Annotated in this window: 13 protein-coding genes and 1 pseudogene; 2 read left to right on the top strand and 12 right to left on the bottom strand. The window is 40.7% G+C overall.

Annotated elements, in window-relative coordinates; genetic code table 11:
- Positions 1-129 precede the first annotated feature (129 nt).
- The 9 genes and pseudogenes from J6O61_RS09445 to J6O61_RS09405 all read right to left on the bottom strand — a co-directional run bounded on the left by J6O61_RS09445 (position 130) and on the right by J6O61_RS09405 (position 8,817).
- The gene (locus J6O61_RS09445; protein WP_330613764.1) at positions 130-648 is read right to left on the bottom strand and encodes an RNA-guided endonuclease TnpB family protein; all 519 of its coding nucleotides are present in this window, start codon (positions 646-648) and stop codon (positions 130-132) included.
- 211 nt (positions 649-859) lie between these two features.
- A complete protein-coding gene (locus J6O61_RS09440) occupies positions 860-1,324 on the bottom strand; it encodes a pyridoxamine 5'-phosphate oxidase family protein (RefSeq protein ID WP_330613763.1) in 465 nt (154 codons plus the stop codon).
- Positions 1,325-1,344: 20 nt separating this feature from the next.
- Complete coding sequence (locus J6O61_RS09435) at positions 1,345-1,665, bottom strand: DMT family transporter (RefSeq protein WP_292212321.1); 321 nt, start codon at positions 1,663-1,665, stop codon at positions 1,345-1,347.
- Positions 1,666-1,863: 198 nt separating this feature from the next.
- Positions 1,864-3,360: pseudogene (locus tag J6O61_RS09430) on the bottom strand (carboxypeptidase M32).
- 49 nt (positions 3,361-3,409) lie between these two features.
- Complete coding sequence (locus J6O61_RS09425) at positions 3,410-5,590, bottom strand: beta-galactosidase (RefSeq protein WP_292212320.1); 2,181 nt, start codon at positions 5,588-5,590, stop codon at positions 3,410-3,412.
- 78 nt (positions 5,591-5,668) lie between these two features.
- Positions 5,669-7,015: an MATE family efflux transporter gene (locus J6O61_RS09420; RefSeq protein WP_292212317.1), complete on the bottom strand. Its 1,347-nt coding sequence runs from the start codon at positions 7,013-7,015 to the stop codon at positions 5,669-5,671.
- A 37-nt stretch (positions 7,016-7,052) separates the two neighbouring features.
- Positions 7,053-8,096 (bottom strand): 16S rRNA (cytosine(1402)-N(4))-methyltransferase RsmH, encoded by a 1,044-nt coding sequence (rsmH, locus tag J6O61_RS09415; RefSeq protein ID WP_292212315.1) that lies wholly within the window; start codon positions 8,094-8,096, stop codon positions 7,053-7,055.
- Between the two features lie 93 nt (positions 8,097-8,189).
- The gene (locus tag J6O61_RS09410; RefSeq protein WP_292212329.1) at positions 8,190-8,561 is read right to left on the bottom strand and encodes a type II toxin-antitoxin system HicB family antitoxin; all 372 of its coding nucleotides are present in this window, start codon (positions 8,559-8,561) and stop codon (positions 8,190-8,192) included.
- The gene (locus tag J6O61_RS09405; protein ID WP_292212313.1) at positions 8,548-8,817 is read right to left on the bottom strand and encodes a type II toxin-antitoxin system HicA family toxin; all 270 of its coding nucleotides are present in this window, start codon (positions 8,815-8,817) and stop codon (positions 8,548-8,550) included. The genes J6O61_RS09410 and J6O61_RS09405 overlap by 14 nt, the downstream gene beginning before the upstream one ends.
- Before the next feature lie 166 nt (positions 8,818-8,983).
- On the opposite strand from J6O61_RS09405, the gene J6O61_RS09400 reads away from it, so the two are divergent.
- Both J6O61_RS09400 and J6O61_RS09395 read left to right on the top strand, forming a co-directional pair.
- A complete protein-coding gene (locus J6O61_RS09400) occupies positions 8,984-9,328 on the top strand; it encodes a helix-turn-helix domain-containing protein (RefSeq protein WP_292143604.1) in 345 nt (114 codons plus the stop codon).
- A 7-nt stretch (positions 9,329-9,335) separates the two neighbouring features.
- A complete protein-coding gene (locus tag J6O61_RS09395; RefSeq protein ID WP_292212310.1) occupies positions 9,336-10,154 on the top strand; it encodes a TrmH family RNA methyltransferase in 819 nt (272 codons plus the stop codon).
- Here J6O61_RS09395 and J6O61_RS09390 read toward each other — a convergent pair whose 3' ends face one another.
- The 3 genes from J6O61_RS09390 to J6O61_RS09380 are packed head-to-tail and all read right to left on the bottom strand — an operon-like array spanning position 10,155 to position 14,317.
- A complete protein-coding gene (locus tag J6O61_RS09390) occupies positions 10,155-12,491 on the bottom strand; it encodes a glycoside hydrolase family 2 TIM barrel-domain containing protein (protein WP_292212307.1) in 2,337 nt (778 codons plus the stop codon).
- Entirely contained in the window at positions 12,478-12,681 is a 204-nt protein-coding gene (locus J6O61_RS09385) for a hypothetical protein (protein WP_292212304.1), read from the bottom strand. Before J6O61_RS09385 ends, J6O61_RS09390 begins: the two co-directional genes overlap by 14 nt.
- Entirely contained in the window at positions 12,656-14,317 is a 1,662-nt protein-coding gene (locus J6O61_RS09380; protein ID WP_292212301.1) for an ABC transporter substrate-binding protein, read from the bottom strand. Before J6O61_RS09380 ends, J6O61_RS09385 begins: the two co-directional genes overlap by 26 nt.

Here is a 14,317-nt window from a genome sequence, read left to right as displayed (position 1 = left end):
AAGCTAAAGCTTGATGGGATTCTTGCTTCAACCACCACGGTTATTGTCACGCTCTCCGTAGAGAGTAGTTTTCCCAACGATGTCCACAAGCGTTTGGTTCGGCACAGCCCATGCCTACCTTGTCATTCGTTAAGCTGTCATGCGAAGTGACAGACCTATTTTTAGTATGTTTTTAGCAGCATTACCATCACGATCATGATATGTGCCACAAACAGGACATTTCCACTCTCGGATACTGAGATTTTTGATATGAGGATTCTGATATCCGCAGCAGTTACAAGTCTGACTACTTGGATAGAATCTCGGAACCTTAATTATCTCATAACCATAGAAAGATGCTTTGTATTCAAGCATATCAAAGAACTTAGACCATGCTACGTCACTAATTGACTTGGCGAGCTTATGATTACGAACCATTCCTTTCACATTAAGGTTTTCAATGCAGATGATTTGGTTTTCTTTCACCAACTTTGTTGACTCTTTATGTAGAAAGTCATTCCTCTGATTTGTAATTTTTTCATGTATCTTTGCAACTTTTATACGCTGTTTATTCCAATTAGATGAACCTTTAATCATTCTGGAAAGCTTACGTTGTTCCTTAACAAGTTTCTTTTCAGATTTGCTTAACAGTAAATGACATATCAGCACCTCCGTAAAAATGTCTTATAATCAAGGTGCGGCAACATTTTTTGGCTGACTTGTCAAGCTTTTTTTCAAAAAAGCGTTAAAAAATCAGAGGGTATTTCACCTCTGATTTGGGATAACTATTCAATTAAAAAGTCGACGGGCTTATCTAAATGACATTGACCCCGTCCCCATGGTCCATCCCGGCAAGAACACCAAAGCATCTGCATCACATTTATGACTCATTAACCAGCTTTCCTGTCATATGCTCCGGTGTAAATTCCAGACATTGCACACGAGGGAATGCATTCTTAAGCTCTTTTTCCAGATATTCTTCGTCATCGGTAAACTTCCTGGTTAGTGCAGTACAGATTTCTCTCGCCTTTTTTTCATCTTCAACAAGGCTGATTCTGCCAAAGGTAATAACGCTTTTAACATTGAGAGCCCAATCACCTTCCTTGCGATATCCTTCATCATAAACGCAGTAACTTGCTTTATCGCATGTTTTGATTGCGTCAATCTTATGTCCCTCTTTGGCTCCATGAAAATAGATTTTCCCATCCTCTTCACAGTACCAATGGTCTATAGGAAGTCCATATGGATAACCATCATCACCTATTAGTGAAAGGACCCCTCTCCTAGTATTTTTCAATATCTCTATACACTCTGAATCTGATATTTGCTGATTAAATCTTCTCATTTTTCTAAACATGACGTACCTCACTCTTTTGCCAAAATCTTAAGTCCTGCTATTCCAACTACAATCAGAATAACACATATTACCTGAGGAACAGTAAGTTTTTCTTGGAAAAGAAATATTCCCAGCAATGTAGTTCCAACAATTCCCATTCCGGTCCACATAGCATAAGCCGTTCCAAGCGGCAGATGTTTTAATGCTATCGACAAAAACGCTGCACTTGCTATGTATCCCACTCCGGTGATAATAGATGGAATCAGCAACGTAAAGCCATTGGACATCTTCATGGTTACCGCCCACGTAATTTCAAGAGCTCCTGCAATAAATAGATAGATCCACTTCATTTTTTTACCTCCAAAAAAAACGCCATTCCCTTACCTGCTAAGACCTAACGGTAAAGAAATGACGTTAATCCCACTACTCGGTAGCAATGGGCGCCTGTTTATTTTGTTGTGTTCAATATACTTGGTAAATAGCTATGGTGTCAATAATAATTTCTGCTGCAGGCATCTGTTATTTCTTCAAACGCCTGTCTCCTAACATCAAAAATTATAAATCTTCGCATATTTATCCTTGAAGTGCCTGATAAGCGGCTTTGCAGAGAGTTCTTGTCCGCACACTGCTTCCAGCACTTCGCTTGATATTCTGGTTGCGCCATACTGGTGGATCTTCTCATTGAGCCACTTTGTAATCTTTTTGATTTCTCCGGCTGCAAGGATATCGTCTATACTTCCAAGGTCTTTTTCTATTGCTTCGAGGAACATTCCGTCATAGATGCTGCCAAGAAGGTATGATGGGAAGTATCCAAAGCTTCCGTCAGACCAATGCATATCCTGTAAAACACCCTGCGCATCAGTCTCAGGAACAACGTGAAGAAGCTCATCCATCTTTTCATTCCACATCTTAGGAAGGTCTTTTACATCTGCTCCATCAATGAAAATTGCTCTCTCCATCTCGTATCTGAGGATAATGTGGAGACAGTATGTAAGCTCATCAGCTTCAGTTCTGACAAGGCTGTTTTCAATGTGGTTAATCTCTTTATAAAATTCTTCAAGTGTTACTGTCTTGAGTTCAGGAACAATCTCACAAACCTTTGGCCAGATTGGTTTCCAGAAATTGATGTTTCTTCCAAGAATGTTTTCATAGAACCTTGACTGGCTTTCATGAAGTCCCATGTAACTGATGGAAGCACCTTCAGTTCCCTCGTATTTATGGTCAACATTCTGTTCAAATATGGCATGTCCGCCCTCATGAATAGCTGAGAATATAGCGGAAATGACCTCATTCTCATAGTAATGATTCGTGATCCTGACATCATCAATAGACATGTTAGTAGTAAATGGATGCTCGGTCTCAGCCTGAGCAAATCTTTCCATGTCAATTCCCATGTACTCTACAATGAACTTACAGAGCTCAGCCTGCTCGTGAGCAGGTACTTTCATAGTAAACTTGCTGTGATCCGGCTGTGGGCAGGCAAGAATTTTATCCAAAAGAGGAATAAGCTCTTCTTTAAGTTCCCCGAAAACTGCATCGATCTTATACTGTGTCATGCCTCTTTCATAATCATCGATAAGAGCATCATAGGTCTGCATATCAGGAGAAACATATTTCTTATATTCTTTAACTGCTTTGATAGTCTTCTCAAGTGGCTCTTCGTATGACTTCTAGTCATTGTTCTGTTTAGCCTTTGGCCATGCAATAGAAGAAGCAGTAATGGTTTTTACATACTCTTCGTAGAAATCCTGAGGAACGCGTCTCATCTTATCGAGCTGCTCCTTAGTTCTGGTAACGTCAAACTTCATTACATCGTCAAGTTTGTCGAACTCTTCTTTTTCAGAAAGTTTACACACAAGACCATAAAATTCATCATCTGTTGCTTTCTTGAAATGCTCAGTTGAAAAAAATGATATGGCATCTGATAATTTTTCTTTTCCGCCATCGGGGCATGTAGTCTCAAGATCCCAGTGCATAAGGGACATTGCATGTCCAAGGTAGTTAAGTTCTTTCTGTTTTGCTTTGTATTTCTCAAGTAATGTCATGTAATTTGTCTCCTATTATGAATGATATTTTTCTTTTTCAATATTCAATTTATAGCTTCAAAACACTTACTCCATATCCGGGAAGGGTTATCATTCCTGAAGCATCTTCCCCTTTGAATACATCAAGCGCTTTTCCTTTAATTATGAAGTTCTTGGCATCCTTTGAATAGTTAAGTATAAATGCGAATTGATCTTCACCATCTCCTCTTACCGCAAGCTCCAACTCCTCCGGTAGTTCAAGGTATTCTCCATATGGGTTCTTAACTCCAAGTTTGTCAAAAAAGACTTCAACTGACTCTTCATTGAAGGCGCTGCCATAATAATATACTTCACCATTACCGAATTTATTAGCTGTAAGTGCGCCAAAGCCCTTGTAATAGTCATCCTCATAAGTTGCCAGAACTTTGCAGTTCTGTACAGTATTGCTAACATCTTCAGACTTATCATTCATACAACTACTGTCTTCTTCAGTCCGATTTTGTCCACAATCCGCCTCTGATCCGGACCGGTTACCCACAGTGAGCTGGTCAGCAAATACACTTGCTGTGAATAATGTATCGTCCCACTTAATGTGGACATCACCTGTATCAGGTGCAATGTAGGTATACTCCGGGATATCACAGCCGGTAAGCGGTTTGAGTTTTCCAGGAAGCTTCTCCATTGTACACTTTCCTGTTATTTCCTTGTATCCGCTTCTGCAGCCTATTACAAGCTTTCCGCCCTTCTCAACATACTTTGTAAGAGCAGGTAAAAATCTATCATCAACAATTGTCATATGTGGATAGATTAAAAGATCATACTGGGAAAGCTTTTCAAGCAGCCGCTCTGTGTTCACTTGTCCACCGGCATCATCTCTTCTGAGATATCCACTAAGATATACAAAATCAATCGGAGTATGGGTTTTCTGAGAGGCATTTATGATTGCCTTTTGGCTTTGTTCCTCAACGCTTTTGTGCCATACATCATATTCAGCATCCCATACATTGTCGTAGTCTTTTAGCACCGCAACTTTTGCAGCATATCGGCATCCTGCAACATCAGATAATTTCTGCACTTTAGTATTAATATCAGAAATCTCTTTTAACCTTCTGTTATCTCTTCCAGAATAATCAAGGATTCCATGCCAATACATCTCTGTTCCAAATGTAGCTGTTCTCCATCTAAAGTAGCTGACAAAGTCCGCTCCATGAGCAATTGACTGCATTGTCCAAAGGGTTATTTGCCCCGGTCTTGGAGTAGGTGCTGCCATGCCTGAATTCCAACCATTAGCGCCGGACTGCTGCTCCATAATGCCAAATATAGGTGATATTGACCTTGTCTCTGTAAGATGCCTGCTCCACTTTCTGTCTCTAAGAGCGTCTTCTGAAGGATCATATCCATCAAGAGTATAGGCAAAATTTGGATATGAATCATAGGTTATAAAATCGAGACTTTCATCTCTCATTCTCTGATAATCCACATGACCAAAGATGCCGTTAGTGGTAATGAAGTCATCTTCCTTTTTGTATTTACGGATTATGTCTGCCTGCATTTTAGCCCAGCTGCAGGCGCTATCAGATACAAATCTGTAATAGTCCAAAGTCTGATGCGGGTTAACAACTCCCTGAATAGTAGTTCTCGGAATGTGAACCTCGTTCCAGTCAGTGTAGGTCTGATTCCAGAAAACTGTTCCCCATGCCTCGTTTAATGCATCAAGACTCTTATATTTATTCTGCAGGAATCTGTTGAAGGCTTTATCATCACTTTCTGAGTAAAACTCGGCTATTTCACAGTTTATCTCATTATCAATCTGCCAGCCTATTACGCTTTTTCTTTTACCATAGTGCTCTGCAAATTTCTCAACAATTATTGAAGACAACCTGCGATAATTTTCAGAATTGTAATTATAATGACGACGCATTCCATGCCTGAAAAGAACTCCATCTTTCCTTGCATTTAATACATCAGGATATTTCTCAGATAGCCACGCCGGAGGCGTAGCTGTAGGTGTTCCCATGATCACCTGCATCCCAATTTCATCCGTCAGATCAAGGAACTCATCAAAGAAATCAAAGTTAAAGTTACCCTCAGTAAGCTCAACCTTACTCCAGGCAAACTCTGCTATTCTAACTGTATTTATCCCCACAGACAGCATCCTTTCCAAATCCTCTCGCCACAGCGACTTATCCCAGTGCTCAGAATAATAACAGGTTCCGAGAGTTATGCTTTCCCCGTTCAATATTTTTCTCATTTGTTACCTTCCCCTTTTCCATTTGCAGTTGATTCGGTATTTATATTCCAAGCCAAAGCCTCAAAAACTCATTACTTCTCACGCAAACACCTTAGTACGCCATTTACCCTTAAGATATCTCAGGACACAGCCAAGTCCTGTAATTGCCCAGGTAAGTCCGTTTGTATACCAGCATCCCCAAAGCCCAACTCCGGGTATAGCCATAAGTATTGCCGCAAAACCGATTCTTCCTACAACTTCTATAAGTCCGTTTATCAGTGCAAAAGCCGCATCACCAACGCCGTTAAGCATTCCTCTGAATACATATATAAGTCCCAGCGTAAAATAGAATAAACTTGTTATCCTAAGCCCCCTTGCACCAATTCTGATTGCCTCAGCGTTAGGCGTAAAGAATCTTATTATATTTTCTCCAAATGCAAACATAACTATGATCATTAGTATGCTAAATGCTGCAACAAGGAAAACGCTCTTGATACATCCACTTTTTACCCTGTCCAGTTTTTTGGCTCCTGCATTCTGTCCTGCAAAAGTAGACACTGCTGTTCCAAGAGAGCCAAATGGCTGCTGAACAAGCTGTTCAATACGTCCTGTAGCAGTATAAGCTGCCATTACGTTACTTCCGAAGCTGTTAACAACTCTCTGAAGAGCCACACATGAAAAAGCAATAAGCGCATTCTGGAGCGCCAGCGGAATACCAAGTCTTACAGCTTTATCTATGATATCTGTGTTTAGTTCCTTATGGCTGGGATTAAGTTGAAGATATGGATTCTTTTTAACACCTACAGCTATGGAGCCTATCATGGCAATTGTCTGGGAAAAAACAGTTGCTATCGCCGCTCCCGCAACTCCCATATGAAGTCCTACTACTGTTACAAGATCCAGTACTACATTCACAAAGCATGCCACAACCAGAAAAATGAGTGGTGTCTTGCTATCTCCAAGTGCCCTTAATATTGAAGAAATCATATTATAAGCAGCAACCAAAAATGTGGCACCGCAAACTATCCTCATATATAAAAGAGCATCTGCCATACATTCTTCCGGAGTATCCATGATTGTCAGAATTGGCCTTGCAAAGAACACACTTACAACACTCATTAGGATACCTGCCACTAAGGTTATGTATATAGAGTTTCCTACAATCTTTTTTACATATTCATCTTTTCCGGCGCCAAAGTTCTGGGAAATCATGATGCCTACACCGGCGCCCATACCCATGCAAAGTGAAAAGAATAAGAAGTTCACACTTCCAACCGCTCCAATAGAAGCAAGGCCATATTCGCCACCGAACTGCCCTACTATTATAGTATCTGCAAGATTGTAAAACTGCTGGAACAGATTACCTAAAAGCATAGGAATAGTAAACTTAATAAGAAGCGCTATTTCATTGCCCTGTGTCATATCGGTAACATATCGCTTTTCCATAAAAACTCCTCAATACACATCAATACAAATTTGATTGTTACGCCTTAATTGCCCATCTCATCTTGGTAGACTTACTGCGAGGATTCAGCCTGCATTCTTCTGCTGAAGGCCTTGTAACATCCTCTGATATATCGCTGTAAATTCCATTCTTTTTCAGTTCCTTAAAGGACTTTTTAACAAGTCTGTCTTCCCCTGAGTGGAAGGTCAAAATTGCAACTCTTCCACCTGGATTAAGTATCCCTGGGAGCTTTTCCAAAAATGCATAAAGAACTTCAAATTCACTGTTTACATCTATTCTAAGTGCCTGAAATACCCTTGCACAACTCTTCTTAATCGCCTGATCTTTCTCTTCTTTTGGAACTTTCCAAAGAGCCCCTTCAATTGCTTCTCTGAGGGCAGTTGTGGTGTCCATTGGATTCCCCTTTTTCATCAGGTTAAAAACTTTGTCGGCAATTTCTTCAGCATATGGCTCATCAGAATTCTCTATTAGCATCCCGACAAATTCATCCCTTGTAATGTTGCGAAGTCTTTCTGCTGCAGACTCTCCATGCTCAGGATCAAGCCTTAGATCAAGTGGTCCGTCGACCTTATAAGAAAAGCCCCTCTTAGGATCATCGATCTGCATAGAGGAAACTCCAAGATCTGCCAGAACAAAGTCAAACTTCCCGGCTTCCTCAGCCACTTTATCTATGTTTGCAAAGTTAATGAGTCTGAATTTAAAATTGTCTTCTCCAAAGCCGGCGCTTCTTAGCCTCTCCACGGTCTTTTGTGATTCTATCGGATCAACGTCAAGCCCATAAACACAGCCGTTTCCTTTAAGCTGCTCCAGCATCTTTCTGGTATGTCCGCCATATCCTAGTGTACAGTCGAGCCCCTTTTCGCCTGGCTGTATCTTAAGCACCTCAAGAATCTCTTTTACCATGATGGAAATATGCATACCTGCAGGTGTCGAACCTTTTGAGATAACCTTCGCCACTGTATCTGCATATTTCTCAGGATTCTGCTCTTTATATTTTTCTTCAAACTTTCTGGGATATTTCCCGGAATAGTGTACTCTGCGCTTATGCTGTTTTTCTTCCATTTATCCTCCAAAATAGGTAATGCTATGGAATAATTGTAATATTATCCAAACATAAAAGGAAGATATGAATAGTTCAGATCCGTTTGTAGAAAACTAATTCAGTTTATTTGTACTAAGAGCAATGTTTCTTGAAAGGAGATATACACAGTACTGATTCATGCTGATTCCTTCGCGTTTTGATTGCTCAGCCAGTATCCTGTGCAAGCTTTTGGGAATCCGTAGCTTGAATTGACCAGAATACTTTTCTTTATTTTCAGGAATACTTATTTCTATTTGCTCTTCAATTGCAGCCTCTAACCACGCACGTTTTGCGTCCTCAGCATTCTTTATTGCCTCTTCAATTGTTTCTCCTACTGTAAGGCATCCTGGTAGATCTGGAAAAGAAACTACATATCCGCCTTCATCTAAATCTTTTACTATTTCCATCTTGTAAGGTAGCGCTACAAAATCCTCAATCTTTTTCATTTTCATCTTCTTCATCATCTTCACCTTCCTCCAAAACTACATTCCTAACCATCTCTACATAAATCTTTTTAATAGGTTCATGAGCAGGGATTGTTATTGGATTTTTGCCAGGTTTTCTAAATGTAAAATGACTACTCCCACCTTTAGTTCCCTGCATAACATACCCATATGCCTCTAAAACCCTCTTAAGCTCTTCAAATCGCATATTTCCTGACATTTTGAGTATATTATTTATTAGTTTTTCCCATCTTGACATTCTCTTTTTCCTCATTGTAATTGGTATCGTATTTGGTGTCAAATGAATATCGTTATTTAAAACAATTCTAAAAAACATCTTACTTGTCAATAACAAAAAAATCTGATACCATATAACCGTTGGTTATGTTAGCGCAACCATTGGTTATATGTCAAGGAGGAAAATAATGAGCTTTAATTCTAGACGATTAAAGGAAATTCGCGAAAATTTAGGTATTAGTAAAGCTGAAGCCGCGCGACGACTAAACATGACAGCAATGGGGTATGGAAGGTATGAAAACGGACAAAGAGAGCCATCCTTTCAGACTATAAACTATATAGCTCAGGTTTTTGGCACATCCTCTGATTATCTATATGATAAAGTAAATAACCCATCAGCTAATTGCATCACGATATATAAATCTGATGACCCTGTACTATTTGATCTTATTCAAACCTATCAACAAAATTCAGATTCAGCCATTCGAATTGCAAACTATTATCAAAAACTCAAAAATAATAAAAAGGAATAACTATATAATGGCAAAAACTTTAATCAAAATAGAAAACTTAAACACTCCTGATCTTCGCGTTTATCATGAATACTCCGAGAATCAGTTATTTCACATAAATGAACCGGATCTTGGAATATTCATCGCCGAGAGTCCCAAGGTTATTGAACGCGCTCTGGATGCAGGCTACGAGCCCATATCTCTTTTACTGGAAAAAGATCAGACTGAAAAAGAAGCAGAGGAAATCATAGAGAGGCTCACTAATAGCTTCGATGTTCCGGTATATATTGCCGAGTCTGAAGTTCTGACACAGATCACAGGCTTTCACCTTACAAGGGGCGTGCTCTGCGCTATGAGGAGAAAAGAGCTGCCTTCTGTAGCTGATGTATGTCAAAAGGCCAGAAGAGTTGCAGTTCTTGAAAATGTAACTAATCCAACAAATCTCGGAGCCATCGTAAGAAGTGCTGCTGCCCTTTCTATAGATGCTGTTCTTTTCACACATGGCTGCACTGATCCGCTCTACAGGCGTGCTGCCAGGGTCAGCATGGGAACTGTATTCCAGGTGTCCTGGACATTTCTCCCTGAGGGAAAAGAGTTTGAGAGTTTAAAGGAGCTTGGATTTAAGAGCGTCGCAATGGCACTTAGAAACGACACTAAGAATATTAGCGATGATGAACTCCGAAACGCAGACAAACTGGCCATTTTTCTCGGTGCTGAAGGTGATGGACTTTTACCTGAAACAATAAGCGCCTGCGACTATTGCGTTAAGATTCCAATGGCACATGGCGTTGATTCTCTTAACGTTGCAGCCGCAAGCGCTGTAGCTTTTTGGGAATTATCAAAATGATCAGATATCAATATTCAGTTCTGATAGTCCTTCTGCCTTAAAACAAACTGTTGCCCTAGAGCCCTGTTCTTTTTTCCTGAAAACTGCCAGTAGTTTTCCGGCGAGCATGGCTCTTTTTTCTTCTTTATAACAGGACAGATCAAGCATGTTACCTGCATCCATTCCAATAAACTCAACTGTGTCATCATACTTAACAGCAACTACAGAATCTTCGTTCGGAACACAATTGCCATTTTCATCTGCAGCGCTTATTTCCACAAACGTAAACTCTCCGACGTTCTTCACATCTGCTGCCAGTTTTGACATTTCGCCTGTAGTTTTTACCACACACTCTTTTACAAGCTTATCTCCAATATAACCTTCTGCCCGCAGCTCGCCTGCTTCATATGGCACATCCCAGGATAAATGAAGGTCTCCTGTAGTCGGATGATATCTTCTCATCTCATCATCCCAGCTCTGTGTAGCTCCATATCTTGGACAGGCAGCACCTGACTTTTCTGAAATAAGTCGTCCGTTCAGATAGAGCTTAACTCTTTCGCAGTTAGTGTAGCAAAGAACCTGCTTAAATATGCCCTCGTCTCCTTTAAAGTTCCAGTGAGGCAAAAGATGTAGTGTCACATCATCCTTATTCCATATAGATCTGAAATAGTAAAATGCATCCTTTTTAAATCCCGCAGTGTCAATTGCTCCAAAGTTGGCGCCGCGCCTTGGCCAATGAGCTTCCCCGAGGTAATCTATTCCTGTCCAGATATAGTCTCCTGCAACATAGTCCCTGCTTGCAGTAAATCTCCAAAGAGCTTCATGGGTCAGAGTCGCTGTGATATAGTTTGTGTTATTTGGCCCTTCTAAGCTGTAGTCGCCTCTGTCCCCGCAAACAGACGGATTCTCTGTTCCAATAAAAAGTCTGTCCGGGTGAGCAATCTTATCGTCTTCATAGAACCTTTCAGCCCTTTCACGCCATCTTCCCACATAGTTGTAGCCAACTACATCCAGAGCTTCAAGGAAGCTGTCTTTGGTGGCAATTGCAGGAAGGGATGCGATGTTATCGCAGGCACTTGTAACAAGCCTTTGTGAATCCTCTGAGTGCACTATGTCAGAGAGCATTTTTACTATCTGTGCCCCAGACGCATAGCCCTGCTCAGGGATTTCATTCCCAATACTCCACAGGACAATACTTGGATGGTTATAGTCGCGCCTTATCATGGTTCTTAGCTCTTTTTCCGCATCCTGTGAAAAGAACTGACTAAAGCCGTAGGATGGTTTATCCGAATAATAGTTCTCATTTTTATTCTTGCCCAGGGTCCACTCATCACAGATTTCATCCATTACGATAAAGCCCATTTCATCGCAAAGATCAAGGAAGGCTGGCGCCGGAGGATTGTGTGAACATCTGATTCCATTTACGCCCATATCCTTAAGTGACTTAAATCTTTCGCTCCAGACCTCTTTGTGGAAAGCTGCGCCGAATAATCCGCTGTCATGGTGGAGACATACGCCTTTTATCTTCACCTGTTCTCCATTTAACACAAAGCCCTTATCTTTGGTAAAAAGAGCTTTCCTTATTCCTATTTTTTCTATGCGTCTGTCAACTAATGTTTCTCCTTCGTATACTCTTGTCTCAAGGGAGTATAAATATGGATCTTTTTCAGACCACAAAACAGGGTCATTAACAAACATCATGCTTGCTGCTTCTGCGCTTCCATTTGCGCCTATCCACAGGGATGCGCCTGTAGTAGCAATTTCTTTTCCACTCTTATCTTTTATTGTCCATCTGATAACTGAGTCTTTGTCTGTATCAGAATAATTGTCTATCTTAGTTCTTAAATCCAGTGTAGCTAAGGTTCCATCATCTGTAACTGTATTTGTATCCACTTTTACCCCAAACAGATTGGTGCAGACATCTCCGTGTTTTCTTAAGTAAACATCTCTGTAAATTCCAGATCCTGTATACCATCTGCTGTTTGGCTGCTTGCTATTATTAACTTTAACAGCTATGACATTTTTTCCTGGAACTATTTTGTCTGTGATATCCACAGAAAAGGTTGTGTATCCGTAGTTGTTTCCACCTACCTTTTTGCCGTTAACAAACACGGTACTCTCCATATAGATTCCCTCAAAAATGAGTTCATATCCTGATTCTTTGACATCCTCATCTTTTAAGGTCACTTCTTTTCTGTACCATCCGGTTCCGGCCTTTGCATAGCCGCCCCCGGCACCACTTTTGTTATCCTTATCAGGAGCAAAAAAAGTATCCCAGTCGTGGGGCAGTGTCAACACTTCCCATGATGAATCATCATATTCAGCTCCTGCAAAAATATCTCCATTACAATCTTCCAAGTTGAATTTCCAATTTTGATTTATTAAGCTGGTATCTTTTAACTCCATTTCCTCTCTCCTGATAAAGTTTAAAAATATAGGGAGCAGGATTATCTGCTCCCTGAATAATCATTTCGTGCATTTTTGTTGCGGCATCACACAAAATCACGATACTGCATATTTTTTTATCTTGTTGCAAGCCAAGCTTCATACTGACTGTAGAATTCATCAAGTACTGTCTGAAGTCCTGAATCGTAGCACTCTTTTATCATCTTATCAAGAGTAGCATCAACATCATCTACAAGACCAAGCTCAAGCATTGGAACATAAGAATTCAATACTGTGTTAACTGCTGCTTTTTCATTGGAAACATTTGTGTCATCAAATACAAATGTGATAGTAGGGTTGCTTACAACTCTTTCTTCCCAGCTGTCAGAAACCTCTTTTTCTCTAGGATCTCCGCCTGCCTCTGAAAGCTCGCCATTCTTGATTGCCCAGGATGCTGAAACTGTCATTGGAGGATAGTTTTCTGTTGCTCCGTCAACCTTTGTGTACTCATTGTTTTCATTGATTGTGTAATGCTTTCCTTCCTCACCAAGAAGAATAAGGCGGTTAACATATGTATCCATCTTCATGATATCAAGAACCATAGCTGCTCTCTCAGGATTCTTGGAGCTTGCTGTGATAGCCATGTCGTTGTTGGAATATGCTTCGCAGCCTACAAGATGTGGCTTTGTGATATCATAAGCAGCGCCTACTACGCCGTCTGTCTGCTCTGCCTGTCTGATGTATGTGAATACTGAAGCGTTCCATGCAATTGATGCACCCTGAAGTGCTCCAAAAGCATCGTCATCTGTTACTGTGTTTGTAAGAGCTGATCTGCTCCAGCATCCTGCGTCAGCCATTTCCTTCATGTCTTTTGCATACTGACGGAAAGGTTCATATTCGTATACCAGCTTGATATCGTCCTTTGTAGGAAGTGATCCTTCCTTATACTCATAGATCATGTCAAAGAAATCTGAATCAAGTGCCAGGAATGTGTCATACTGCTCTCTGTATACATCCCAAAGCTCGTTGTTATCCCCTGCTGCAGCAAGTGCATACACACCTGTCTCAGGAGTTTCTTTTTCTGCAACTGTAAGAGAGAAGTTCTTGTAGTCATCCCAGCTTGTAAGCTCTGAAATTCCATACTTGTCAGCAATATCCTGTCTGATTGCTACAATCTTACCCATTGGCTGAGCTGTGTTTGATGGAACTGCTATGGTCTTACCTGAAAGAGTTGTCTCATCCCAGCTCTCTGCTGCCTGATACTTATTTGTAAGTGGCATACATTTTGCAATAAAGTCAGAATCCAGTGTATAGAAAGATCCCTTTGCAGCTTCGGTGTACATGTAGCACCATGGAGCTGTGAAAATAAGGTCTGCGTCTCCTCCCTGAAGAACAAGTGAATACATTGTCGAGTAATCACTCCAGCTAAGGAATGTTACATTAAGATCTGTGTTAAATGGCTTAAGATAGTCATTTATGAGCCCAAGTACCTCGTCCCAGTCATTTGGTGTATCGCCGATAAGATACATCTGAACTGTGTAGGGCTTACTTAAGTCAATTCCTGAGTACATCTCAGGTGTTGCGGTAACTGTTCCTTCCCCGATTGCTGAGGGAAGCCCTGCCAACAGATCGGTTGATTCTGCTGCCGGTGCCTCTGCTGAAGTCTGTGTCTGCTCTGCCGATCCTGCACTCTGTGTTGTTGTGTCAGCACTTGTTGTAGAAGCGCTCTCACCACAAGCTGTTAATACCCCCGCTGTCATAGCGACAGACAAAATAATTGATAATACCTTCTTTTTCAT

This window comes from Butyrivibrio sp., assembly GCF_017635265.1.
Classification (GTDB): domain Bacteria; phylum Bacillota; class Clostridia; order Lachnospirales; family Lachnospiraceae; genus Butyrivibrio.
Note: the sequence above shows the minus strand (reverse complement) of the source record. Positions and strands in the feature narration are given on the sequence as shown.